A 23,495-nucleotide genomic window follows, 5' to 3' on the forward strand; every position below is an offset into this window, starting at 1 on the left:
CGCTCACCGCACGGGTTCCGAGCGCTCACCGCACAGGCTCTAGGCGTTGACGCCGTGCTCGCGGAGCAGGTCGTTCAGGGCGAGCTTGTCGTGCTCCTGCCCCTCCTGCAGGCGCTTGAGCACGAGCAGCACCGGCATGCCGAAGTCGCCGCCGGGGAAGCTCTTGGTGCGGTTCGCGGTGACGCACACCGACCAGGCCGGGGCCTCGCCGCGCGGAAGCTCCTCGCCGGTCTCGGCGTCGAACACGCGGGTGGAGGAGGTCAGGACGGTGCCCGCGCCGAGCTTGGCGCCGGTGCGCACACGGGCGCCCTCGACGACCATGCTGCGGGAGCCGAGGAACGCGTCGTCCTCGATGACCACCGGGGAGGCCTGCGGGGGTTCGAGGACGCCGCCGACGCCGACGCCGCCGGACAGGTGGACGTTCTCGCCGACCTGGGCGCAGGAGCCGACCGTGGCCCAGGTGTCGACCATGGTGCCCGAACCGACGTGGGCGCCGATGTTGGTGAAGGACGGCATCAGGACGACGCCGGGGGCGAGGTAGGAGCCCCAGCGGGCGATCGCGCCCGCGACGACGCGGACGCCGTCGAAACGGGTCTTGAGGGGCATGCGGTCGTGGTGGTAGAAGTCGCCGACCTGCGACTCCTTCATGTCCAGGACCTTGAAGCCGAGGAGGATGGAACGCTTGGCGCGCTCGTCGACCACGACCTCGTCGGTGGAGGGGTCGACGAGGGCCACACGGGCCTTGCCCTCGTCGATCTGGTCGATCGCGCCGGTGATGGTCTCACGCGCCTCGGTGTGGCCGGGGGTGAGTTCGGCGCGCCTCTCCCAGAGTTCGTCGATCTGGTCGGGCAGTGGGCTGGAGTACGAGCTGGTCATGTGCACCCACGTTAGCCCCTCGTGAAGGGCCCCGGGGAACCCCCGCCGCGGATGTGCCGGTCACCTCCCGTCACAGGCGCGCCGCCGATTCGCGTGGCGGCGACTACAATGCGGCGATGGCGCCGCGTGCGCCCCCTCGCGCGGCACGGGAGACGGAAGGCTCCGTCTCCCCGGGCAGCGCGCCCACCCTGTCGCCGACCTTTGGTTCGCCTGTGCCCAGTAAGCGCCGGAGATTCTCCGCCTTCGTCAAGATCCTGTTCTCGCTGGCCCTCGTGTGCGGTCTCCTCGTCGCCGGGTCGTACTACGTGCTGACCACGTTCGAGCCGCTCGACACCACTCCTCCCCCGGAGCCGGGATGCCGCCTGGATCTGGCCGGCAGCGAGTACACGGTGGAGGACGCGCAAGCCATGAGCGCGGCCACCGTGGGCGGCGTGGCCTTCAGCCGGGACCTGCCGCCGGAGGCGGTGACCGTCGCCTACGCGACGGTGTGGCAGGAGTCGGCGTTCTACAACGTGGAGTACGGGGACCGGGACTCCCTGGGCCTGTTCCAGCAGCGTCCGTCCCAGGAGTGGGGCGAACCGGAGGAGGTCCTCGATCCGGTGTTCTCCAGTCGCGCGTTCTACGACGAGCTGGTGGAGGTCGACGGCTGGGAGGCCATCCCGGTGTTCGAGGCGGCCCAGGCCGTGCAGCACAGCGCGGACGGTTACGCCTACGACCAGCACGAGCCCCTGTCCAGGCAGATGGCCGAGGTGTTCACCGGCGAGCGGGGACCGGCAGTGACCTGCTGGTACGACGCCGAGACCGTGGAGGGACTGCGGACCGGCGCCGCGGACGTCGCCGGCGCCGAGGAGGAGATGGCCCGGGTGTTCGGCACCGGTCCGGCCGACCTGCCGGTGGCCGGGGACCAGGAGCCGCGGACCGGCGACCTGGGGTGGGCGATGGCCCTGTGGGCGGTGGCCCACGCGCAGGAGTACGGGCTGACGTCGGTGGCGTACGGCGACCGGCAGTGGCACGCCTCGGACGGCGTGGACGGCGCCGAGGGCTGGAGCACGAACAAGGGCGCCGGCACCGGGGACCGCGTCCTCGTCGAGTAGGGCGGTCCGTAAGGGGCCGTGGGGCGTGCCCGGTGGGTACCGTCCCCGGCGCGCTGTACCGCTCGCCCGGCGACGGACGTCCGGAGGCGGGGCCCGGAGGCGGGCGGGCGTCCGCCCGGGGCCCCTGCTCAGGCCAGGCGCCCGGCGGCCGCCTCCACCCGCTCGTCGGTGGCGGTGAACGCCACGCGCACGTGGCCGGCGCCCGCGGAGCCGTAGAAGTCCCCGGGAGCGACCAGCACGCCGCGCTCGGCGAGGTGGGCGACCGCGCCCCAGGCGTCGTGGTCGGGGTGGCTCGCCCACAGGTACAGCCCGGCCTCGGAGTGCTCGATGCGCCAGCCCGCGCCCTCGAAGGCCTCACGGAGCCTGGCGCGGCGGAACCGGTAGCGCTCCTTCTGCTCGGCGGCGTGCGCGTCGTCGTCCAACGCGGCCCCCATGGCGGCCTGGACGGGCGCCGGGACGATCATCCCCGCGTGCTTGCGCACCTCCAGCAGCTCCCGGACCAGGGCGGGGTCGCCGGCGACGAAGGCCGCACGGTACCCGGCCAGGTTGGAGCGCTTGGACAGCGAGTGCACGGCCAGCAGGTTCTCGTGGGAGCCGCCGCACACGTCCGGGTGCAGGATGGACACCGGCTCGGCGCCGTCCCAGCCCAGGTCGAGGTAGCACTCGTCCGAGGCGACGACCGCTCCGCGCTCCCGTGCCCACTGGACGACCTTGCGCAGGTGCGCGACGCCCAGCACCCGTCCGGTCGGGTTGCTCGGGGAGTTCACCCACACCAGCCCGACCGGGGCGGGGCCCAGGGCGGCCAGGCCGTCGGAGGCCACGGGGGTCGCCCCGGCGACACGCGCACCGATGTCGTAGGTGGGATAGGCCAGTTCGGGGTGGACGACCGTGTCGCCCGCGCCCAGCCCCAGGAGGGTGGGCAGCCAGGCCACGAGCTCCTTGGAGCCCATGGTGGGCAGGACGGCGCCCTCGGCCACGCGCACGCCGTGGCGGCGCTCCAGCCACCCCCCGATGGACGCACGCAGCTCCGGGGTGCCCCAGGTCTGCGGATACCCGGGCGCGTCGGCGGCGTCGGCGACGGCCTTGCGCAGGATGGCGGGCACCGGGTCGACGGGAGTGCCGACGGACAGGTCGGCGATGCCGTCGGGGTGCCCGGAGGCCTTCTGCTTGTACGGAGCCAGCCGGTCCCACGGGAAGGTCGGGAGCCGGTCCGCCACGGGTCGCCGCTCGGCCATCGGTACACACTCCATCCAGTTCGGGTCTCCACAAGAATCGCGCCGACCCCGGCATACGGGGTCGGCGCGACACGTCGCCTCGGGCCACGCGCGTGCGCACCCTCTGCGCCATCGGGGTGCGCGCCGCTCGAAGGGCCGCCGGAACCCGTCCGGCGCACCGCCGGGCTACTCGGCCTGCGGCGGCAGCTTGGCCACGATCGGGTGGTCCCGGTCGATCTTGCCGACCTTGGAGGCACCGCCCGGGGAGCCCAGGTCGTCGAAGAAGTCGACGTTGGCCTTGTAGAACTCCGACCACTGCTCGGGCAGGTCGTCCTCGTAGTAGATGGCCTCGACCGGGCAGACCGGCTCGCACGCACCGCAGTCAACACACTCGTCCGGGTGGATATAGAGCATGCGGTCACCCTCGTAGATGCAGTCCACGGGGCACTCGTCAATGCACGCCTTGTCCAGCACATCAACACAGGGCTGCGCGATGACGTAGGTCACGTCGTACTCCTTGTCTCACCCCCGCTTACCCGCGGGGGAGGCGGGGACCTTTCAGAGTGTCCGGACGGGGTCGGCGTGCGGGCGCCCTGCCCCCGCTCCCGGGCTCTGCAAGCGATTGGCACAGATGTCGTACTCCTAGTATGACGCCGAAGAACACCCAGCGCACATTCGGGGGGCATTTCCATGCATATGAGAGGGCGTCTCGTCCACCGGATCTCCCCGGAGGACGTCGGTCGGCGGGTCTCCGTGAGAATTCGCCTCCCCGAGGGCGGGTTCACCGATATCGTCGGTGTGGTGGAGTCCTGGGACGACGGCGTTCTCACCGTGCGCCGACGCGACGGCTCCGTGGCGGAGGTCGGGGAGTCGACCGTCGCCGCGAGCCGTGTCGTTCCCCCCGTCCCCCCGCGCCGTCGCGGCGGGCGCCCTCCGCAGGCGCCCTGATCCCGTACCGTTCCGGGCCCACGAGAGCAACGGAAGCAAGGACGTCGCCCGCGGACGGCGTCCGGCGCGCATGTCGCGCCTGTACAGAGGCATTCTTCCTCCCAGGCGGGGTAGAAGACGCACAGTCCCGGGGGTGGGCCCAGAGCCGGCCCGCCGGGACCGACAACGAAGCATCGCGCCCCCCAGCGGCACACCCACGCGGCAGCGGGCGCCCGGTACGCGGGGAGGTGGTGAGCGCCCGTCATGCGCGAAGCAGTAGCGTCCGCCCTCGCCGAGCTGGCCCGACGGGACGAGCGGGCGGCCGACATGGCCCGGTCGGCGTTGGACACGCTGGCGCCGGAGCAGAAGATCGAAGGACTCAACCAGCACACCGTCCAGCGGTTCTGTTGGTTCGAGCTACCGGTCCGTTTCCAGGACTCCACCGAGGACCAGCTGTTCGCGGCCCGTTCCCTCGGCAACCTCTTCTCCCTCCTCCAGCTGTACCGGTACGCGCAGATCTGCTCGGCCCCGGCGACCGCGACCCTGCTCACCGTCTACGCCGAGGACCACGCCGCCGGGCTCGCCATGTACGAACGGCTCATGTGGGAGTCGGGGGTGGAACCGCCCGACCTGCCCGAGCTGACCTGGGGAACGGCGGTCGGCGACGCCGAGATCCGGGCCCGCCACGAGACCGCGTCCGCTCTGGAGCTGGCGATCTCGCTGGGCGACGTACGCCCCGGCAAGCGCGGATGGCGGCCCGCGCAGGAGCGGTTCGCGCGCTCCTTCCTCACCCAGCCGGACCACCGGGGGCTGAGCCACCTGGACCGCATACGCGAGGAGCGGGTACGGGCCTGGCTGAGCTCGTCCGCGCACCCCCACCGGCAGCGCCTTTGGCCGCTGGTGGGCCAGGTCATCGCGGGCTCGGACGTGCCGCGCGCCGCGAACGCCGCGATGGCGCCGCTGCAGCGGCTGCTGGACCTGGCGGCGGACGGCATCGCGCTCACCCAGATCGGCTACATCTCACCGAGCGTGGTGCGGCAGATGTGCGCGGACTTCGGGTGGCGGACCTCGCCCGAACCGCCGCGCAGCGAGACCGACGTCACCCAGCTGATCGCCCTGCACCAGGCGTTGCGGGGGATGCGGGCGGTGCGCAGGGCGAGCCGCCGCCTGGTGCTGACCCGGCGCGGCCGCCAGCTGCGGGAGGACCCCGAGGCGCTGTGGCAGGCGGCCACCGAGGCGCTGTGCCGGACCGGAGGGCTGGAGCAGGCCGCCGCGGAGACGCTGCTGGGCATGCTGCTGGCGCGCACCCCGCAGGGCACGGGGTCCCACGCGCGCCGCGGCGAGTCGGACGTGGAGGCGGCCGAGCGGGCGCTGACCGAGTCGGGGTGGGTCCCGGTGGAGCCGCCGGTGACCGCGGGCAGGCACGCGGCGTCGCACCGGCGTACCGCGGAGACGGCCTCGGACCAGGTGCGCGCGCTGGTGATGGCGGTCAGCTGGCTTCTGGAGGCCCTGGGCCTGCTCACCGAAGACGACGGCGCCGGGCGCCGGGAGCTGACCGTGTCGGGGCGGGCCTTCGCGATCGCCTGTCTGCACCAGTCGGCGGTGGCTCCCCGGGCGGTGGTGTAGCCGGGCTCCGCGCCCGTGGCGTCCCGGGCACCCGCTTCCCGGGTCCCGGGTCCCCGCTTCCCGGGTCCCGGGTCCCGGGTCCCCGCTTCCCGGGCACCCGGGGCCCGGCGGCCGGCGGGGGCTTCGGCCGGACCGGCCGACACGGCGGGGTCCCTGTGGGACACCCGCTGCGAGGAGGTGCCCCACAGGGCCTAATCTGGACGCGGACCACCCGCGAGCAGCAGGAGCACCATGCCCACGCCCGAGCCGTCGCAGAAGGCGGAGACGACCGACGTGCCCGAGCCCGAACGGGTCGGGGCACCCGGACCCGACCCGTGGGAGCAGATGCCCGAGGACGCCCTCAACCGGCCGGACCTGGGGGACGCCTCCGGAACCGGCACGGACGGGAGGGACCCGGTCGAGCCGGACGGTCCGCCGCCCGCGGACGACGTGGACGGGGGCCCCGGGGAGGACTCCGGCCGCGCTCCGGCCGGGAGCTGGGCGGACTTCCTGCCCAGCCCGGTGTTCGTCCTGCTGCTGGGCCTGACCGGCTTCGCGGGCTGGCTGTCGTGGCGTGCCGTCGAGCTGGACTGGGCCGCCGACGACACGAACGTCACCCCGCTGGTCCCGCCGCTGCTCATCCTGCTCGGATGGATCGTCTCCCTGGCCGTCCACGAGTTCGCGCACGCGCTGACCGCCTACCTGGCCGGTGACCGGTCCCTGCGCGGCAGCGCCTACCTTCGGCTGAACCCGTTCGCGTACCGGCAGGCCTTCGCCGGCCTGGTCCTGCCCTCGGCCTATCTCGGCCTCGGCGCCTTCGGCCTGACCGGTCCGCCCACCTACGTGGACTGGGACCGGATCCCGTCCCGGGGCCGCCGCGTTCTGGTGGCGCTCGCCGGACCGCTGGCCAGCCTCCTGCTGGCCGCCGCCCTCGCCGCCGCCGTGTCGGTCCTGGTGCCCCCGGGCAACGACACCACCAACTGGGCGATCTCGGCGATGGCGTTCCTGTGCTTCGCGAACCTGACCGCCGCCCTGGTCAACCTGCTGCCGGTCCCGGGCCTGGACGGCTTCGAGGTACTGGCCGCCTGGACACGGGGCGCGTGGGTCCCGACCGCACGCGTCAACGCGCTATTCGGATCGGTCGCCGTGTTCGCGGTCCTGTGGTTCCCCGGCCTCAACGACGCCCTGGTGAACCAGGTCTACGCCCTGTTCGACCTGCTCCTGCCCAACCCGGTGTTCGCCGGGGTCGCCTTCTACGGCGAGCTGCTCCTGCGGTTCTGGGCCTGACGGGGAGCCCCGGGGACACGGCGCCTACTCGGAGGGGCGCGCGCTCTGGTACCCCCTGGGCACGGAGGGCACCCGGGGCGGTTCCGTCAGGAAGGCGAAGGCGCCGCTGCGGATGACCGCGAGCACCAGCACCAGCATCGCTCCGAACAGGTACGCGTTGTGCACGAGGTGGTTGGTGAGCAGCAGGTCCCCGCCGGGCGTGTAGCCGACCAGGACGATGACCGAGGCCAGGAAGCCCGCGGCGAAGGCCACCGCCGCGGAGGGGCGCCGGCCGCCCCACGCGCACAGGCGGCAGGCGCCGTACAGCAGTGCCAGGAAGGCCAGCAGTCCCACGACCACCAGGGCCCGGACCTGCGTTCCCGCGCCCCAGTAGAAGGTCAGCCAGCCGGCGCCGGTGGTGGAGAACAGCCCCACCGCGGCACCGAGCAGCAGCAGGACCACGAGGGTGGCCGCGGTCAGTACCGGCGACAGGGCTCCCCGGGAGGTCCTGCCGTCCTCGGGCGGTGCGGTCTCAGGTGTGGTCACGTTAGACGAGGGTAGACGGTCCGTCCCACCGGCCGCGGTCACAGCCCGGCGAACAGGTCCGTCTCGTACTCCCCGCGGTGGGTGCGCGGTGTCGGGCCCCTCAGCAGGGTGAAGTACTCGACGGCGTCGATCTCCTGCGCGATGCCGTTGGACAGGGCGAAGCGCTCGCCCTCCACCGTGATCTGGGTGGCGTGGGAGCGCATCGCCAGCGTCTTGGCCGCCCAGTGGCCGGTGGCGTCCACACGGGTGGTCACCGCCGTGTCGGGGGTGCCCCGGGCGATGTCGGACACCCGCGCGGGCGGGGTGAAGGGACCCGCCTCCTCGTTGAGCCGCGCGATGGACTCCTCGATGCGCGAGACCGGCTGGGCGATGGCGTAGAGCTTGCGTACCCGCCAGGGCGCGCCGGGCACGGAGCGGTCCGCGGCCCGGGTGAAGGCCCGGCGGGTGACCCTGTGGGCCTGGACGTGGTCGGGGTGCCCGTAGCCGCCGTGCTCGTCGTAGCTGACCAGCACGTGCGGACGTACCTCGCGGACGATCTCCGCCAGCCGCGCGGCGGCCTCCTCCAGGTCCGCGCCCCAGAAGGCCTTCGGGTGGTCGTTGGAGGGCGCGCCCATCATCCCCGAGTCACGGTAGCGGCCGGGGCCGCCCAGGAAGCGGTGGTCGCGCACGCCCAGGGAGAGGCAGGCCTTGTCGAGCTCGCCGATCCGGTACTCGCCGAGGGTGTCCTCGCGGTCGGGGGCCAGGTGCGCGAGGTCCGGCGGGATGACCTCCCCCTCCTCCCCCAGAGTGCAGGTCACCAGGGTGACGCCCGCTCCCTCCGCCGCGTACTTGGCCAGGGTGGCACCGGTGACGATGCTCTCGTCGTCCGGGTGCGCGTGCACCATCATCAGTCGCCTGTCAGTCACGTGGGGAACGATACCGGCCGCATGCGCGCGACACCTCCCACATCGCGCACACCCTCCGGGAGGAAGGGCGTTCTGCCCGCTTTCTCCGGTGGTCCCCGGGCCCGGTACGGGCAGCGCCCCCTGGTACCCGCGGTATGGGACACAATCTGCTTATGAGTTTTCCTCGCCAACAGGCCCGCACCCAACGCTTCACGATCGGTGTCCCGCGCGCGTTCGAGATATCGCCGGACGGACGCCGCGTCGCCTTCCTCCGGGGGCGCGACGGGGTGGACACGGCCACCTGCCTGTGGATCCACGAGGCGGAGGGGTCGGGAACCGCCACGGTGCTCGCCGACCCCAGGACCCTGGGCGCCGACGACGAGGACCTTCCCCCCGAGGAACGGACCCGCCGCGAGAGGCTGCGCGAGAGCGGCGGCGGCATCGTGTCGTACACGGTGGACGACGCGTTCACCCGCGCCGTGTTCACCCTGTCCGGACGGCTGTTCTACGTGGACCTCGTCGGTGACGACACCGCGCCCCGCGAACTGCCCGCCGCCACCCCCGTCGTGGACCCGAGGATCAGCCCGGCGGGTGACCGGGTCGCCTACGTCAGCGGCGGCGCCGTGCGTGTCATCGACGTCTCCGGCGCCGAGCCCGACCACGGCGACCGGGCGGTCGTCGAACCGGACGGCCCCGACGTCACCTGGGGCCTGGCCGAACTGGTGGCCGCCGAGGAGATGGGCCGCTACCGGGGCTTCTGGTGGGCTCCGGACGGCTCCGCCCTCGCCGCCGCGCGTGTGGACGAGTCCGACGTGAACACCTGGCACGTGTCCGACCCCGGCCGTCCCGGGCAGGAGCCGACCGCTCTGCGCTACCCGCCCGCCGGCGGGACCAACGCGGACGTGCGCCTGGCCGTGTTCCCGGTCGGTTCGGCGGGCGGCCGGCGCGCGCCGGAGCGGCCCGAACCCGTCTGGGTGGAGTGGGACCGCGAGGCCCTGCCCTACCTGGCGACGGTCGGCTGGACGACCGGCCCCGACGGCACGCCGACCCTGGTGTTCACCGCGCAGAGCCGCGACCAGCGCACGCTGGACCTGTTCAGCGCCGACCCGGCCACGGGCCTGGTCGCACGGGTGCGTACCGAGGCCGACGACGTGTGGGTCGAGTTGATGCCGGGCGTACCCGCCCACACCGGTTCGGGCGAACTGGTGTGGATCGGCCGGGAGCCGGGCGGTGAACGCCGGGTCTACGTGGGAGACCGCCCGGTCAGCCCCGCCGACGTGTACGTGCGCGGCGTGGTGGGCGTGGACGGCGACCGGGTCCTGTACTCGGGTTCGCCCGCGGGAAGCCCCGCCGACGTGTCGCTGTGGCTGGTCGAGCTGGACACGGGCCTGTCCGCGCCGGTGGAGGTGCCCGGGCACGGGTGCGCGGCATCGGCGGACGCGGGCGCGCACAGCGGTCTGCGCTCGGGGCGGCTGCGTGGGGACACCCTGGTGGTACAGCACCGGTCGATGGAGTTCGCGGGCGTGCGCACGATGGTGCTGCGCGGCGCCGACACCGAGACGCGCCGGTCCTGCTCCGAGATCGAGAGCCTCGCCGAGGCCCCTGACCTGCCGGAGCCTCGCGTGGAGTTCTGGCGCGCCGGCGAGCGACGGATCCCGGCCGCGCTGGTGCTGCCGTCCTGGTACCACGGGGACCAGAGCCCGCTACCGGTGCTGGTGGCGCCCTACGGCGGTCCGCACGCGCAGCGGGTGCTGAACGCGCGCGGCGCGTACCTGACCGCCCAGTGGTACGCCGATCAGGGGTTCGCGGTACTCATCGCGGACGGCCGCGGCACACCCGGCATCGGTGTGGAGTGGGAGCAGAGCGTCCACCTCGACCTGGCCGGACCGGTCCTGGAGGACCAGGTGGCGGCGCTGCGGGACGCTGCGGAGCGGTTCGACTGCCTGGACCTGTCCCGGGTGGGCATCCACGGCTGGTCGTTCGGCGGGTACCTGTCGGCGCTGGCGGTGCTGCGCCGCCCGGACGTGTTCCACGCGGCGGTGGCGGGCGCGCCGGTCATCGACTGGACGCTGTACGACACCCACTACACCGAGCGCTATCTGGGCACCCCCGAAGGGGAGCCCGACGCCTACGAGCGCAGCTCGCTGCTGGCGGAGGCGGCCAAGCTGGAGCGGTCGCTGATGATGATCCACGGCCTGGCGGACGACAACGTGGCGTTCGCGCACACGCAGCGGATGTCGTCGGCGCTGATGGCGGCGGGCCGCCCGCACACGGTGCTGCCGCTGTCGGGGGTGACGCACTCGCCCTCGGACCCGACGGTCGCGGAGAACCTGATGCTGCTCCAGGTGGAGTTCCTCAAGGAGGGCCTCCGGACCGGGGAGTAGTCCCGGCCGGGTCCCGGAGCCGCGCGGCTCCGGGACCCGGGGCACCGCTCAGTAGGTCCCCGTCCGCGGACGCGCCTCCCGACTCCTCCTGGTAGGCGGTCCGGCTCCCCTCACCGAGGATCCCGCCCCGACCCGCCGGGAGGACGCGCGGGACCACGCGTAACCTGGCCGCATGCGTTCCTCCGCGGTGCCGCGCGCCCTCGTCGCCCTGCTGGCCGACCTGGCCTGCGTGCTCGCCTTCGTCGTGATCGGCAGGACCGACCACGGGACCGGCACGGCCCTGGCATCGATCGCCTCGACCGCGTGGCCCCTCGCCGCCGGAACGGCCCTGGGCTGGGTGGTCACCCTCGCCTGGACCGCCCCCGCCCGGATCTGGCCGACCGGTGTGTTCGTGTGGGCCGTGACCGTGGCCGGGGGGATGACGCTGCGCCTGCTCACCGGTGAGGGCGCCCCGCTCGGCTTCGTCCTGGTCACGTCCCTGTTCCTGGCCGCGACCATGCTCGGCTGGCGCGCGGTGGCCCGCATCCTGGCCAGCAGGGCGCGACGGCGCCGGGCCTGACGGAGGAGACCGGGGGTCCCGCGGACAGTGGGGGCTCGTACCGCGGGACGTTCGTAAGCTGGAACCGATGAACGAGCATCCCGAACCCCGACCCGCCGCCCCGCCTCCCGCCCCGTCCGGTACGGACGGCGGGTCCGACTCCCGTGCGCCCGCGGACGGCGAGGACGAGGCGCGCGAGGTGGGCGTGGGCCCGTGGTCCGGCCCCTGGCCCGAGGGTGACCACTACGATCCCGAGCTCCTGGCCGAGGGCGACCGCCGCAACGTCGTGGACCGCTACCGGTACTGGCGGCGCGAGGCGATCGTGGCCGACCTCGACACCATGCGCCACCCCTTCCACGTCGCCGTGGAGAACTGGTCGCACGACTTCAACATCGGCTCGGTCGTGCGCACCGCCAACGCGTTCGGGTGCGCGGCCGTGCACATCGTGGGCCGCCGCCGCTGGAACAAGCGCGGCGCGATGGTGACCGACCGCTACCAGCACGTCCACCACCACCCCGACACCGAGGCGCTGGTGGCGTGGGCGGGCGAGCGCGGACTGCCGCTGATCGGGATCGACAACCTGCCGGGCGCGGTGCCGCTGGAGACCTATCCCCTGCCCCGGGACGCGGTGCTGGTGTTCGGCCAGGAGGGTCCCGGCCTGTCCGAGGAGGTGCGGCGGGTGTGCCAGGCGGTGCTGTCGATCTCCCAGTTCGGTTCGACCCGGTCGATCAACGCCGGGGCCGCCGCGGCGATCGCCATGCACGCCTGGGTGCGCGCGCACGTGTTCGACCAGCCGGCCCCAGGCACCACAGGTCCCACTTCCGCCACGGCTGCCACCTCAGTCGCTCCGGTGCCCACCACCGCACCGTCGTGACGGTTCCGTGATCTACCATGAGCGAAAGGCCCACGACCAGAGAGAACCAAGGATGAGTTCGATCGTCACAGCAGCAGCCCGCTCCGCCACGGTCGACGACGTGGCCGGTATCGCACGCGTCCTGAGCAGAGCGGCGCACGAGGACCCCTTCTTCCGCTGGCTGTTCCCCGACGACGAACTGCGCGTGGCCAGGACCCGCCGCTTCTTCGCCCTGACCGCGGGCTTCGGCTACGTCCCCTCCGGCGAGACCAGGGTCACCGACACCCGGGACGAGACCGAGGACGCGCCGGTGGTGCGCGGCGCGGCGCTGTGGGCGCCGCCCACCACCAACCCCGAGGGTCAGCTGGTGTCACTGCGTGCCTGGCCGCACTGGGCGTCCCTGATCGGCCGTTCCCGGCTGGCCGCGTTCGTGCGCGTGTTCGCCGAGTGGAAGCTGGCCGCGCCCCAGGAACCCCACCTGTACCTGGCCGCGCTGGGCGTGGACCCGGCGGTCGCCGGTACCGGGATCGGGGGCGGGCTGCTCTCCTCCGGGCTGGACCGGGCGGACTCAGAACGGCTCCCGGTGTTCACCCAGACGCTCGACGACAAGACCGTCGGCTTCTACGAGCGGTTCGGCTTCCGCGTGGTCCGCGAGGTGGAGAGCCCGGACTCGGGGACCAACCACTTCCTGCTGCGCGACCCGTCCTGAGGCCGGCCCGCCCGTCGGCGAGCGCCTGGCGCACCTGGCCGACACCGCCCGCATGGCCGAGGAGCTGCGCCTGGCCCGTCCGGGCCGGGTGACCCTCATGGTCGGCACCGAGTTCTCACTGACCTCCCCGGGGACGCTCCCCGGGGAGGACGAGTTCACCCGCCTCCAGTTCATCCTGCGCCCGTGGCCGCGCCGACCTGCGGGGGGCCGGTTCGTTCCTCGCGGTGGACTGGTTCGCCGATCCGCCGCGCCTGCGCCGGGGCACGGCGCGCAACGAGTCCGTACGGGCCGGATACGTCGGCGACCTGCTCGACCTGTACGAGGCGCGGGGGGTGCACGGCGCGTTCGTGTTCACGTTCGCCATGCCGGACTTCCCGCACAGCGAGGACCCCGCACACGATCTGGACGCGGCCGGGTTCGGAGTGGTGCGGACGAGCGCGGACGACCCGGCGTCGTGGGAGCCCAAGACGGCCTTCCACGAGGTCGCCCGGCGCTACCGGCGCTGAGCACCGGCGCGGACGCGCGGACACGGCCGGGGGCCGCACCCCGAGGGGTACGGCCCCGTGCGACACGGCGGGGTCGGGGTCAGCCGACGCCCTTGCCGAGCGAGCCCAGCAGGTCGCGGTTGAGCTGGGAGATCGTGTCCAGCGGGATGCCCTTCGGGCAGACCGCGGCGCACTCACCGATGTTGCTGCAGCCGCCGAAGTCCTCCTCGTCCTGCTGGTTGATCATCTTCACCACGCGCGCGGCCCGCTCGGGCTGCCCCTGCGGGAGCATGCCCAGGTGGGTGACCTTCGCGGCGGTGAACAGCATGCTGGAGGCGTTCGGGCAGGCCGCCACGCACGCGCCGCAGCCGATGCAGGTCGCGGCGTCGAACGCGCGGTCCGCGTCCGGCTTCGGGATCGGGTTGGCGTGGGCGTCCGGCGCGGTACCCGTCGGGGCGCTGATGAAGCCGCCCGCCTGGATGATGCGGTCGAACGAGCCGCGGTCCACGACCAGGTCCTTCACGACCGGGAACGCCTGGGCCCGCCACGGCTCCACCGTGATGGTGTCGCCGTCCTTGAAGCTGCGCATGTGCAGCTGGCAGGTCGTGGTGCGCTCGGGGCCGTGGGCCTCGCCGTCGATCACGACGCCGCAGGCACCGCAGATGCCCTCACGGCAGTCGTGGTCGAACGCGACCGGGTCCTCGTCCTCCAGCGTGAGCTTCTCGTTGAGGACGTCGAGCATCTCCAGGAACGACATGTCCGGGGAGACGTCGGTGAGCTTGTAGGTGGCCAGCCTGCCCTCGTCGTCCTGGCCCTTCTGACGCCATACGCGCAGAGTGATGTTCACTTGTAGCTCCGCTGCTTCATCTCGACGTACTCGTACTCCAGGGCTTCCTTGTGGAGCACGGGCTTGCTGTCCTCGCCGCCGAACTCCCAGGCCGCGACGTAGGCGAACTCGTCGTCGTGGCGCAGCGCCTCGCCGTCCTCGGTCTGGCTCTCGGCGCGGAAGTGGCCGCCGCAGGACTCACGGCGGTGCAGGGCGTCGATGCACATGAGCTCGCCCAGCTCCAGGAAGTCGGCCACGCGGTTGGCCTTCTCCAGTGCCTGGTTGAACTCCTCGTTGGTGCCGAGCACCTTGACGTCGCGCCAGAACTCGGCACGCAGTCCGCGGATGAGCTCGACGGCCTTGCTCAGGCCCTCCTCGCTGCGCTCCATGCCGCAGTACTCCCACATGATGTGGCCGAGCTCCTTGTGGAAGGAGTCGACGGTGCGGGAGCCCTGGATGGAGAGCAGCTTGTCGATACGGGAGGTGACCTGCTCCTTGGCGGCCACGGCCTCCGGGTGCGACTCGTCGATCGCGTCGAACGGGCCGCTGGCCAGGTAGTCGTTGATGGTGTTCGGCAGGACGAAGTAGCCGTCCGCCAGACCCTGCATCAGCGCGCTGGCACCCAGGCGGTTGGCGCCGTGGTCGGAGAAGTTGGCCTCACCGGTCACGAACAGGCCCGGGATGGAGCTCTGCAGGTCGTAGTCGACCCACAGCCCGCCCATGGTGTAGTGCACGGCCGGGTAGATGCGCATCGGAACCTCGTAGGGGTTCTCGCCGGTGATGCGCTGGTACATGTCGAACAGGTTGCCGTACTTGGCCTCGACGGCCTCCTGCCCCATGCGCCCGATGGCGTCGGAGAAGTCCAGGTACACGCCCAGGCCGCTGGGGCCGACGCCGCGGCCCTCGTCGCAGACGTTCTTGGCGGCGCGGGAGGCGATGTCGCGCGGCACCAGGTTGCCGAAGGCCGGGTAGATGCGCTCCAGGTAGTAGTCGCGCTCCTCCTCGGGGATCTGGCGCGGGTCGCGGGTGTCCCCGTGCTCCTTCGGGACCCAGATGCGGCCGTCGTTGCGCAGCGACTCGCTCATCAGGGTCAGCTTGGACTGGTAGTCGCCGCTGACCGGAATGCAGGTCGGGTGGATCTGCGTGTAGCAGGGGTTGGCGAAGTGCGCGCCCTTGCGGTGCGCGCGCCAGGTCGCGGTGACGTTCGAGCCCATCGCGTTGGTCGACAGGTAGAACACGTTGCCGTAGCCGCCGGTGGCCAGTACCACGGCGTCGGCGAAGTGCGTCTCGATCTCTCCGGTGACCATGTCGCGGACGATGACGCCGCGCGCCCGGCCGTCCACGACGACGACTTCCAGCATCTCGTGGCGGGTGTTCATCTGGACGGTGCCCGCCGCGATCTGGCGCTCCAGGGCCTGGTAGGCGCCGAGCAGCAGCTGCTGGCCCGTCTGTCCGCGCGCGTAGAAGGTACGGGAGACCTGCACACCACCGAAGGAGCGGTTGTCGAGCAGGCCGCCGTACTCACGGGCGAAGGGCACGCCCTGGGCGACGCACTGGTCGATGATCTCGACACTGGTCTGGGCCAGGCGGTAGACGTTCGACTCGCGGGAGCGGAAGTCGCCGCCCTTGACGGTGTCGTAGAACAGCCGGTGGATGCTGTCGCCGTCGTTGCGGTAGTTCTTGGCGGCGTTGATGCCGCCCTGGGCAGCGATGGAGTGCGCGCGGCGCGGGCTGTCCTGGTAGCAGAACGAGGTGACGTTGTAGCCCGCCTCGCCCAGGGTCGCGGCCGCGGAGGCACCGGCCAGACCGGTGCCGACCATGATCACCGAGAGCTTGCGCCGGTTCGCCGGGTTGACCAGCTTGGCCGAGAAACGGCGCTTGTCCCAGCGTTCGTTGATCGGCCCCTCCGGGGCCTTCTCGTCCCGGATCGGGTCGCCCTCGATGAAGAAGTCGTTCTCAGACAATTAACTCACCAGTCCAAAGGTGACCGCCAGAGGCGGGAGCAGGAAGCCGACGGTCACGATCAGCGCGATGCCCAAGGCGATGGCGTTGAGCATGCCCTGCCGTCGCGACATGTTGACGCCGAGCGTTGCCAGAGCGCTCCAGATGCCGTGCCGCAGGTGGAGGCCCACCGCGATCACGGACAGGACGTAGAACAGGGTCACGTACCAGAACTCGGGCTGGAACCCGTTCACGAGCCGCTCGTAGGGACTGTCGGACCGACCGCCGGGCGCGATGTCGTTCGTGGTCAGGTGCAGGATGTGGAAGACCACGAAGAGCGCGACGAGCACGCCGCCGTAGCGCATGGTGTAGGAGGAGTAGCTGCGGGCGACCCTCTTGTTCACCTTGTAGCGCTGGGCGGCCGGACGCGCCCTGCGGGCGCGGGCCCACAGTGTCACCGCCGCGTAGATGTGGATCAGGACGCTCGCCAGCAGGACGAGTCGGAAGATCCACAGGAATCCGTTCTCGGGCAGCATCGGATAGCCCAGTTCGCGGAGACTGTGGGCATAGCCGTCGAAGGCCTCCTGACCCGAGAAGATCTTGAGGTTGCCGTACATGTGCGCGATCAAATACAGCACGAGGATCGCCCCGGTGATCGCCATCGCTGTCTTGAGCGCCACCGTGGACCCGTAGGCCGTAGACCGCTTCTTGGTCAAGGTACTGTTCGCCACAGCCTGTCACTTTAAGTTCTGGTTAAGCCTGACGTCCAAGTCATCACGACGCTGGCGTCGATAGCCGTAGGCTATGGACTATGCAGTTCCAGCAGCTGTCCTACTTCGTCGCCGTCGCCCGCACACGCCATTTCACCCGCGCAGCAGAGCTTTCCCGCGTCGCCCAGCCGAGTTTGAGCAAACAGATCCGCAGCCTTGAACAGGAGTTGGGTGCGCCGTTATTCAGTCGTGCCAGGGGAAACATCACACTCACTCCGGCGGGCGAGGCGCTGCTTCCGCTGGCCCAGCGCATACTCACCGACCTGGAGACGGCCCGCCGGGAGGTGGCGGAGCTGGCCGGGGTGCGCAGGGGCCGCGTGCGCCTCGGCGCCACCCCGTCGCTGTGCGCGGGCCTGCTGGCCGACGTGCTCTCCGACTTCCACACCGGCTACCCCGGGATCGAACTCCAGGTGGAGGAGAGCGGCTCGCGCGACCTGATCCGCGACCTGGGGCGGGGCGAGCTGGACCTGGCCCTGATCATCCTGCCGTTGCACAGCAGCGACCCGGACTTCTCCACCACGCCGATCCTGCGGGAGAACCTGGTGGTGGCGAGCCCGATGTCGGGGCCCTCACCCAACGGGCGGGCGTCGATCCGCATCACCGAGCTCGAAGGGCGCCCGCTGGTGATGTTCCGGCGCGGCTACGACGTGCGGGAGGCGACACTGCGCGCGTGCCGGGCGGCGGGGTTCGAACCGGAGCTGGCCGTGGAGGGCGGCGAGATGGACGCCGTGCTGCGGTTCGTGGAGGCGGGCCTGGGACTGGCGGTGGTGCCGAGCATGGTGCTCAAGAACCGTCCGGGCCTGCGCGGGACACCGCTGGCCAGGCCGCGCCTGCTGCGGACGGTGGCGCTGGCGCGGCGCAAGGACGTGGAGCCCTCGCACTCGGCCGAGGCGTTCCGCCAGCACCTCAACGAGTACCTGCTGGCGATGTCCCCCGAGAACCTCGGCCCCGACCTGGAGGTCCTGCTCTCGGGGGAGACGGGGTAGCGCCGCCCTCCGGCTCCGGCACGAGGAGGCGGCAAGGCACGCCGACGGCACCGTCGGCGCTCTGGGCCGGACATATATACCACACGCCACTTGCGTCACAGACAGACCAAGAGAGGCATAAAGGACTCCCCGCCCATGTAGCGACAAAACCTCCAAGCAAACGAACAAAAGTGGCGTAATTCACACTCCCTTCTCAGCCGTACCTCCCGCTCCGGCACGTGACCGTGATCACAACGGCCTAACGTTGCGTTGCAGACCGGTTCGCTACGGCTCCTCCTCGCAGCCGTAGGGCGCAAGACACGGCCACGGCTGACGGAGGCGGGTACCGCGACCCGCCCGGCCGGGGCCTTCCAGGAGGTGGGAGACCACGGTGACCTCGACCGAAAGCGGACGCCCCGGAGGCACCCGGGCGCGCATCCCCCAGCGAACACTGCGCAACGACCGCTGGTGGCTCGGCCCACTGTTCACCACGTTGGGGCTGGCCGCCTTCGTGGTCTACGCGACCCTGCGGGTGCTCCAGCAGGACCACTACTGGGTCCAGGAGCACCACTACCTGACCCCGTTCTACTCGCCCTGCGTCGCCCAGCAGTGCGTGCCCGACGCGGCGCTGTTCGGGCGGCTGCCCGTGGAGTTCCCGCCGCTCCTCCCCTACGCCCTGATCAGCATGCCGATCCTGCTGCTGTTCCGGTTGACCTGCTACTACTACCGCAAGGCCTACTACCGCTCGATCTGGCAGGCGCCCACCGCGTGCGCCGTGCGCGAGCCCCACCGGACCTACACCGGGGAGACCCGGCCGCTGATGCGGCTCCAGAACGGCCACCGCTACTTCTTCTACGCCGCCTTCGTCATCACCGCCGTCAACACGTGGGACATGCTGGTCGCCTTCTTCCACGGGACCGACGGCGGCCTCGGCGTCGGGCTCGGCAACATCATCATGCTCGTCAACGTGCTCATGCTGTGGGGCTACACGCTCAGCTGCCACTCGTGCCGCCACATCCTCGGCGGGCGGCTGCGCAGCTTCGGCACGCATCCGGTCCGCTACTGGATGTGGAGCCGGGTCTCCACGCTGAACGGCCGGCACATGCTCTTCGGCTGGCTCAGCATCGCGACCCTGATGATCACGGACGCCTACATCGCCCTGATCGCCAGCGGCACCATCGACGACCTCCGCATCATCAACTGAGCCAAGGGGAGAGGAAGGCACGACCACATGCCCCCCACAGCAGAGCCCGAGATCACCCGGTACACCTACGACGTCGTGGTGATCGGGGCGGGCGGAGCCGGGCTGCGCGCCGCGATCGCCGCCCGCGAGCAGGGCAAGCGCACCGCGGTCATCTCCAAGTCGCTGTTCGGCAAGGCCCACACGGTGATGGCCGAGGGCGGCGCGGCCGCCGCCCTGGGCAACGCCAACGCCGACGACGAGTGGCACGTGCACTTTCGCGACACCGTCCGCGGCGGCAAGTTCCTCAACGACCCGCGCATGGCCGAACTGCACGCCCGCGAGGCGCCCGAGCGCATCCTGGAACTGGAGTACTGGGGTGCGCTGTTCGACCGCACCAAGGACGGAAGGATCAGCCAGCGCAACTTCGGCGGCCACGAGTACCCGCGGCTGGCACACGTGGGCGACCGCACCGGCCTGGAGATGATCCGCACCCTCCAGCAGCGGGTCGTCGCGCTCCAGCAGGCCGACGCCGCGGAGCTGGGCGACCCCGAGGCCCGCATCCGGGTGTTCGCCGAGACCGCGATCACCCGGCTGATCACCGAGGACCGGGAGGAGGGCGGCGACTCCGGCGGGGACGGGGGGAAACCGGGGCGGATCGTCGGCGCGTTCGGCTACCGCCGGGTGGACGGCGGGTTCGTGGTCTTCGAGGCGCCCGCGGTCATCCTGGCCACCGGAGGCATCGGCAAGGCCTTCCAGACCACCTCCAACTCCTGGGAGTACACCGGCGACGGCCACGCGCTGGCGCTGCGGGCCGGAGCCTCCCTGATCAACATGGAGTTCGTCCAGTTCCACCCCACGGGGATGGTCTGGCCCCCGTCGGTGAAGGGCATCCTCGTCACCGAGTCGGTGCGCGGCGACGGCGGCGTGCTGCGCGACTCCGAGGGGAGGCGGTTCATGTTCGACTACGTGCCGGACGTGTTCCGCTCCCAGTACGCCGAGAGCGAGGAGGAGGCCGACGGCTGGTACGACGACCCGGCGAACCACCGCAGGCCGCCGGAACTGCTGCCGCGCGACGAGGTGGCGCGGGCGATCAACACCGAGGTCAAGGAGGGGCGCGGCTCACCGCACGGCGGCGTCTTCCTGGACGTGTCCTCGCGCCTGCCCGCCGAGGAGATCCGCAGGCGCCTGCCGTCCATGCACCACCAGTTCAAGGAACTGGCGGACGTGGACATCACCGCGGAGCCCATGGAGGTGGGCCCGACCTGCCACTACGTGATGGGCGGGGTTCGGGTGGACGCCGACACCGCCGCCTCCGACGTGCCGGGGCTGTTCGCCGCCGGGGAGGTGGCGGGCGGCATGCACGGCTCCAACCGCCTGGGCGGCAACTCGCTGTCGGACCTGCTGGTGTTCGGACGCAGGGCCGGTGTGGGCGCCACCGCCTACCTGGACGGGCTCGGCGACAGGGCGGTCCCGAGGGAGACCGTGGACCGCGTCGTGGCGGAGGAGACCTCCCACGCCCTGGAGTTCCTCGAGCAGGGCGACGGGGAGAACCCGTACACGCTGCACACCGAACTGCAGGGGACGATGAACGACCTGGTCGGCATCATCCGGCGCGGTCCGGAGATGGAGCGGGCCCTGGAGCGCCTGGACGCGCTGGGAGAGCGCTCGCGCGTGCTCAGCGCACCCGGCGACCGGGTGTACAACCCGGGCTGGCACCTGGCGCTGGCCCTGCCCAACATGGTCCTGGTCTCGCGCGCGGTCACCACGGCCGCGCTGGAGCGGACCGAGTCGCGCGGCGGGCACACCCGGGACGACTTCCCCGACATGTCTCCGGAGTGGCGCAGGGTGAACCTGGCGGTGCGTGCGGACGCGTCCGACCGGGTGACGCTGTCCCGGCGTCCGGTCACCGACATCCCCGCCGAGCTGCTCACCCTCTTCGGACGCGAGGAGCTGGCCAAGTACCTGACGGAGGAGGAGCTGCCCGAGGCTGGGGCGGCGGACGACGCGGCCGAGGAGGGCCAGTCATGAGCGAGCGTGTGTTCAGAGTGTGGCGCGGTTCCGGCGAGGGAGGACTCGCCGAGTACCGGGTGGAGGCCAACGAGGGCGAGGTGGTGCTCGACGTGCTGCACCGCCTCCAGGCCACGCAGACCCCGGACCTGGCGGTGCGGTGGAACTGCAAGGCGGGCAAGTGCGGTTCGTGCTCGGTGGAGATCAACGGCCACCCGAAGCTGTCGTGCATGACGCGGATGAGCGTGTTCGACGAGGACGAGGTGGTGACGGTGACGCCGATGCGCACCTTCCCGGTGGTCCGGGACCTGGTGTGCGACGTGTCGTACAACTACCAGAAGGCGCGGGAGATCCCCTCCTTCACCCCCGACCCGAACAAGGCGCCGGGCGACTTCCGGATGTGGCAGGAGGACGTGGAGCGCCAGCAGGAGTTCCGCAAGTGCATCGAGTGCTTCCTGTGCAACAACGTCTGCCACGTGATCCGCGACCACGAGGAGAACAAGGAGCACTTCTCGGGCCCGCGCTACCTCATGCGGGTGGCCGAGCTGGAGATGCACCCCGAGGACACCGCCGACCGCAGGCTCATCGCCCAGGAGGAGTTCGGACTGGGCTACTGCAACATCACCAAGTGCTGCTCGGACGTGTGCCCGGAGAACATCCACATCACCGACAACGCGCTGATCCCGATGAAGGAGCGGGTGGCCGACCGCAAGTACGACCCGCTGGTGTGGCTCGGGTCGAAGATCGGCGTGCGTCCGAAGGACACCCCGCCGGTGCCCAACGTCGGAAGCCACTCGGACAGGACCTGACGTGTGCGCGGCCGGCGGCCGAACGGCGACCGCGGCGGTGCCCTGCGGGTGGACGGCCCTCCGCCCGCCGGCCACCGCTCCGCTCACGGGGTCAGTCGGTGGACACGGAGGGGCGCGGTCCGCCGGGGACCGCGGCGGGGTCCAGGGTGAAGGAGGCCCACACCAGCACTCCCAGACCCGACCACACCGGCCAGGAGTAGTGGTTCCAGCTGGTGGCGAGGTTCTCCACCAGGAGCAGGCCGCGCTGGCCCTCGGCCCGGTCCCATTCCGTGTCGGTGCGTTCGGTGGGGACGCGCGGGACCGCACCGGGGGCGGAGCCGTGGTCGTTGCTCACGGTCAGGGTCAGTACGTGGTCGGTGCTCACGTCCAGCTGGCGGGCGACCTCACCATTCGCGCGGCCGTACTTGCAGGCGTTGGCCTGGAGTTCGTGCAGGCACAGCCGGACGGTGTCCACCAGGTCCGGGGCGAAGCCGCTCATGTCCTCGGCCAGGTCCCCGCGCGCGGTGGACAGGTCGGCCAGGCCGCCCCGGTAGAGGCGGGGTTCCCAGTACAGGAGGCGGCTCATGCCGGGACCCCCTGGCGCCGCTGCTCGATCCAGGCACGGGTCAGGGAGGTCAGCTCATCCCACTCGGCGTACCGGGTGGGGCCGGTGGGGCCGGTGGGGCCTACCGCGCCGAACCGGGGCGCGGGTTCGCCGAGCAGGTCGCCGCCGGGGTCGTCCTTCCACTGCTGGAGCAGGGCGGCTGCGCGTTCCTGGACACGGTCGAACGCGCGCTGGACCTCGCCGGATTCGGCGCTGCGGGGCTCGGGCACTCGGGGCGCGGGAGCCGGGTTCGCGGATGCGCGCAGGCGCTCGTGGGCGGCGTAGTAGGGCCGCACGAGGGCGACGGGTTCGGCGGGGACGGTCTCGCTGGGCGGAGCCAGGCGGGGAGCCGGAAGCCGGGCCGGGGCCGGAGCGGGTGCGTAGCGGCGGACGCGGGTGGAGCGGCGGCGACGGCGACCGGCCACGTTCGAGTGGCGTCCGCACGGGGAGGGGAAGAGCGCGATCAGCGGGCCGAGGGCACGGCTGAGAAGCGCAGCGCTAAACTGGAGCACGCTGGCAAGTCCTGTCTCTAAAGGTACGTAGTTGCTGGCCACGGCCCCGGGCGGCAGTTAACCGTCGCGGGGTCATCGTGTGGATTGAGTTGTGTTCGCAGCCAGATTAGAGCACAGCCGAACGGCGCAGGCAGGACTTTCGCAGAAACAGCCGAAAAAAGCTGGCCCGTAACGCGTCCGCGCAGCTCAGGTCGCGTGAAAAAGGGGTCAGCCGTATTTACTGACCCCATCCAAAGTATTCCTCTTGTCCGGATTTATTGTTTTTGTGGCTCCCGGAAAGCATCGAACCCCCGAGTGCGGTCCTCGGGGGTCCGATGAGGCGGGCGTCCCGGCTCAGCCCGGGTGGGTCCAGCGTGGTGACCGGAAAGGTTCACCGGCCCGCCCTCATCCGCCGTGATCTTGTACTTATAGCAAGGTTCGGCGGCTTGGGGTCAAGTGGTTGTTGCAACGAGGAACTTGTCGAGGGCCTCGGCCGGGGTGGCCCAGCCCAGGGTCTGACGGGGACGGCCGTTGAGCTC

The 23,495-nt window shown here is 71.6% G+C and carries 23 protein-coding genes; 13 read left to right on the forward strand and 10 right to left on the reverse strand.

Going from position 1 to position 23,495, the window contains the following annotated elements; genetic code table 11:
• Positions 1-39: 39 nt before the first annotated feature.
• The gene (locus FYX01_RS08680) at positions 40-876 is read right to left on the reverse strand and encodes a 2,3,4,5-tetrahydropyridine-2,6-dicarboxylate N-succinyltransferase (protein WP_150239347.1); all 837 of its coding nucleotides are present in this window, start codon (positions 874-876) and stop codon (positions 40-42) included.
• A gap of 212 nt (positions 877-1,088) precedes the next feature.
• Between FYX01_RS08680 and FYX01_RS08685 the strand changes: the two genes are divergently transcribed.
• Complete coding sequence (locus tag FYX01_RS08685) at positions 1,089-1,970, forward strand: hypothetical protein (protein ID WP_150239349.1); 882 nt, start codon at positions 1,089-1,091, stop codon at positions 1,968-1,970.
• Between the two features lie 128 nt (positions 1,971-2,098).
• Here FYX01_RS08685 and dapC read toward each other — a convergent pair whose 3' ends face one another.
• Together dapC and fdxA are read right to left on the reverse strand one after the other, a co-directional pair.
• Positions 2,099-3,205 (reverse strand): succinyldiaminopimelate transaminase, encoded by a 1,107-nt coding sequence (dapC, locus tag FYX01_RS08690; RefSeq protein WP_150239351.1) that lies wholly within the window; start codon positions 3,203-3,205, stop codon positions 2,099-2,101.
• Between the two features lie 165 nt (positions 3,206-3,370).
• Positions 3,371-3,691: a ferredoxin gene (gene fdxA, locus FYX01_RS08695; protein ID WP_014908468.1), complete on the reverse strand. Its 321-nt coding sequence runs from the start codon at positions 3,689-3,691 to the stop codon at positions 3,371-3,373.
• Between the two features lie 183 nt (positions 3,692-3,874).
• Between fdxA and FYX01_RS08700 the strand changes: the two genes are divergently transcribed.
• The 3 genes from FYX01_RS08700 (at position 3,875) to FYX01_RS08710 (ending at position 7,003) form a co-directional block, all read left to right on the forward strand.
• The gene (locus FYX01_RS08700) at positions 3,875-4,132 is read left to right on the forward strand and encodes a putative acetyltransferase (RefSeq protein ID WP_150239352.1); all 258 of its coding nucleotides are present in this window, start codon (positions 3,875-3,877) and stop codon (positions 4,130-4,132) included.
• A gap of 243 nt (positions 4,133-4,375) precedes the next feature.
• The gene (locus FYX01_RS08705) at positions 4,376-5,737 is read left to right on the forward strand and encodes a hypothetical protein (protein WP_150239354.1); all 1,362 of its coding nucleotides are present in this window, start codon (positions 4,376-4,378) and stop codon (positions 5,735-5,737) included.
• 231 nt (positions 5,738-5,968) lie between these two features.
• Positions 5,969-7,003 carry a site-2 protease family protein gene (locus tag FYX01_RS08710; RefSeq protein WP_150239356.1) on the forward strand — a complete coding sequence of 345 codons (1,035 nt, stop codon included), beginning with the start codon at positions 5,969-5,971 and terminating at the stop codon, positions 7,001-7,003.
• 24 nt (positions 7,004-7,027) lie between these two features.
• On the opposite strand, the gene FYX01_RS08715 is transcribed toward FYX01_RS08710, so the two are convergent.
• Positions 7,028-7,528: a hypothetical protein gene (locus FYX01_RS08715; protein ID WP_190394234.1), complete on the reverse strand. Its 501-nt coding sequence runs from the start codon at positions 7,526-7,528 to the stop codon at positions 7,028-7,030.
• A gap of 38 nt (positions 7,529-7,566) precedes the next feature.
• Positions 7,567-8,433, reverse strand: a complete 867-nt coding sequence (mshB, locus tag FYX01_RS08720) for an N-acetyl-1-D-myo-inositol-2-amino-2-deoxy-alpha-D-glucopyranoside deacetylase (RefSeq protein WP_190394235.1) — start codon at positions 8,431-8,433, stop codon at positions 7,567-7,569.
• Between the two features lie 152 nt (positions 8,434-8,585).
• On the opposite strand from mshB, the gene FYX01_RS08725 reads away from it, so the two are divergent.
• The 5 genes from FYX01_RS08725 (at position 8,586) to FYX01_RS26540 (ending at position 13,402) form a co-directional block, all read left to right on the forward strand.
• Complete coding sequence (locus tag FYX01_RS08725; protein WP_150239358.1) at positions 8,586-10,796, forward strand: S9 family peptidase; 2,211 nt, start codon at positions 8,586-8,588, stop codon at positions 10,794-10,796.
• A 172-nt stretch (positions 10,797-10,968) separates the two neighbouring features.
• Positions 10,969-11,355, forward strand: a complete 387-nt coding sequence (locus tag FYX01_RS08730) for a DUF3054 domain-containing protein (RefSeq protein WP_150239360.1) — start codon at positions 10,969-10,971, stop codon at positions 11,353-11,355.
• Positions 11,356-11,422: 67 nt separating this feature from the next.
• Complete coding sequence (locus FYX01_RS08735) at positions 11,423-12,208, forward strand: TrmH family RNA methyltransferase (protein WP_150239362.1); 786 nt, start codon at positions 11,423-11,425, stop codon at positions 12,206-12,208.
• A gap of 52 nt (positions 12,209-12,260) precedes the next feature.
• Entirely contained in the window at positions 12,261-12,896 is a 636-nt protein-coding gene (locus FYX01_RS08740) for a GNAT family N-acetyltransferase (protein WP_150239364.1), read from the forward strand.
• A 224-nt stretch (positions 12,897-13,120) separates the two neighbouring features.
• Positions 13,121-13,402, forward strand: a complete 282-nt coding sequence (locus FYX01_RS26540) for a hypothetical protein (RefSeq protein ID WP_223830357.1) — start codon at positions 13,121-13,123, stop codon at positions 13,400-13,402.
• Between the two features lie 79 nt (positions 13,403-13,481).
• Here FYX01_RS26540 and FYX01_RS08750 read toward each other — a convergent pair whose 3' ends face one another.
• From FYX01_RS08750 to FYX01_RS08760, 3 genes are read right to left on the reverse strand one after another with little or no spacing between them, the layout of a single operon-like run.
• Positions 13,482-14,228, reverse strand: a complete 747-nt coding sequence (locus tag FYX01_RS08750) for a succinate dehydrogenase/fumarate reductase iron-sulfur subunit (RefSeq protein WP_150239366.1) — start codon at positions 14,226-14,228, stop codon at positions 13,482-13,484.
• On the reverse strand, positions 14,225-16,171 hold the full coding sequence (locus FYX01_RS08755) for a fumarate reductase/succinate dehydrogenase flavoprotein subunit (RefSeq protein ID WP_150239368.1): 1,947 nt from the start codon (positions 16,169-16,171) through the stop codon (positions 14,225-14,227). Before FYX01_RS08755 ends, FYX01_RS08750 begins: the two co-directional genes overlap by 4 nt.
• The gene (locus FYX01_RS08760; RefSeq protein ID WP_150239453.1) at positions 16,172-16,828 is read right to left on the reverse strand and encodes a succinate dehydrogenase cytochrome b subunit; all 657 of its coding nucleotides are present in this window, start codon (positions 16,826-16,828) and stop codon (positions 16,172-16,174) included. It lies immediately after the preceding gene.
• Between the two features lie 131 nt (positions 16,829-16,959).
• Between FYX01_RS08760 and FYX01_RS08765 the strand changes: the two genes are divergently transcribed.
• From FYX01_RS08765 to FYX01_RS08780, 4 genes are all read left to right on the forward strand, one after another.
• The gene (locus FYX01_RS08765) at positions 16,960-17,904 is read left to right on the forward strand and encodes a LysR family transcriptional regulator (RefSeq protein WP_150239370.1); all 945 of its coding nucleotides are present in this window, start codon (positions 16,960-16,962) and stop codon (positions 17,902-17,904) included.
• 370 nt (positions 17,905-18,274) lie between these two features.
• A complete protein-coding gene (locus tag FYX01_RS08770) occupies positions 18,275-19,087 on the forward strand; it encodes a hypothetical protein (RefSeq protein ID WP_150239372.1) in 813 nt (270 codons plus the stop codon).
• Between the two features lie 27 nt (positions 19,088-19,114).
• Entirely contained in the window at positions 19,115-21,094 is a 1,980-nt protein-coding gene (locus FYX01_RS08775; RefSeq protein WP_150239374.1) for a fumarate reductase/succinate dehydrogenase flavoprotein subunit, read from the forward strand.
• Complete coding sequence (locus FYX01_RS08780) at positions 21,091-21,882, forward strand: succinate dehydrogenase/fumarate reductase iron-sulfur subunit (RefSeq protein ID WP_150239376.1); 792 nt, start codon at positions 21,091-21,093, stop codon at positions 21,880-21,882. The genes FYX01_RS08775 and FYX01_RS08780 overlap by 4 nt, the downstream gene beginning before the upstream one ends.
• A gap of 91 nt (positions 21,883-21,973) precedes the next feature.
• Here the strand turns inward: FYX01_RS08780 and FYX01_RS08785 are convergent, their stop codons facing one another.
• Together FYX01_RS08785 and FYX01_RS08790 are read right to left on the reverse strand one after the other, a co-directional pair.
• Complete coding sequence (locus tag FYX01_RS08785) at positions 21,974-22,447, reverse strand: ATP-binding protein (protein WP_150239378.1); 474 nt, start codon at positions 22,445-22,447, stop codon at positions 21,974-21,976.
• A complete protein-coding gene (locus tag FYX01_RS08790) occupies positions 22,444-22,977 on the reverse strand; it encodes a hypothetical protein (RefSeq protein ID WP_150239380.1) in 534 nt (177 codons plus the stop codon). Before FYX01_RS08790 ends, FYX01_RS08785 begins: the two co-directional genes overlap by 4 nt.
• Positions 22,978-23,495 lie beyond the last annotated feature (518 nt).

Origin of the sequence: Nocardiopsis quinghaiensis, assembly GCF_008638365.1 — a bacterium.
In the GTDB taxonomy this organism is placed as follows: domain Bacteria; phylum Actinomycetota; class Actinomycetes; order Streptosporangiales; family Streptosporangiaceae; genus Nocardiopsis; species Nocardiopsis quinghaiensis.

Coding starts and splice junctions, on each gene's coding strand:
- FYX01_RS08680 (WP_150239347.1), bottom strand. CDS start 876: ATGACCAGCTCGTACTCCAGCCCACTGCCCGACCAGATCGACGAACTC.
- dapC (WP_150239351.1), bottom strand. CDS start 3,205: ATGGCCGAGCGGCGACCCGTGGCGGACCGGCTCCCGACCTTCCCGTGG.
- FYX01_RS08700 (WP_150239352.1), top strand. CDS start 3,875: ATGCATATGAGAGGGCGTCTCGTCCACCGGATCTCCCCGGAGGACGTC.
- FYX01_RS08705 (WP_150239354.1), top strand. CDS start 4,376: ATGCGCGAAGCAGTAGCGTCCGCCCTCGCCGAGCTGGCCCGACGGGAC.
- FYX01_RS08710 (WP_150239356.1), top strand. CDS start 5,969: ATGCCCACGCCCGAGCCGTCGCAGAAGGCGGAGACGACCGACGTGCCC.
- FYX01_RS08725 (WP_150239358.1), top strand. CDS start 8,586: ATGAGTTTTCCTCGCCAACAGGCCCGCACCCAACGCTTCACGATCGGT.
- FYX01_RS08730 (WP_150239360.1), top strand. CDS start 10,969: ATGCGTTCCTCCGCGGTGCCGCGCGCCCTCGTCGCCCTGCTGGCCGAC.
- FYX01_RS08735 (WP_150239362.1), top strand. CDS start 11,423: ATGAACGAGCATCCCGAACCCCGACCCGCCGCCCCGCCTCCCGCCCCG.
- FYX01_RS08740 (WP_150239364.1), top strand. CDS start 12,261: ATGAGTTCGATCGTCACAGCAGCAGCCCGCTCCGCCACGGTCGACGAC.
- FYX01_RS08765 (WP_150239370.1), top strand. CDS start 16,960: ATGCAGTTCCAGCAGCTGTCCTACTTCGTCGCCGTCGCCCGCACACGC.
- FYX01_RS08775 (WP_150239374.1), top strand. CDS start 19,115: ATGCCCCCCACAGCAGAGCCCGAGATCACCCGGTACACCTACGACGTC.
- FYX01_RS08780 (WP_150239376.1), top strand. CDS start 21,091: ATGAGCGAGCGTGTGTTCAGAGTGTGGCGCGGTTCCGGCGAGGGAGGA.
- FYX01_RS08785 (WP_150239378.1), bottom strand. CDS start 22,447: ATGAGCCGCCTCCTGTACTGGGAACCCCGCCTCTACCGGGGCGGCCTG.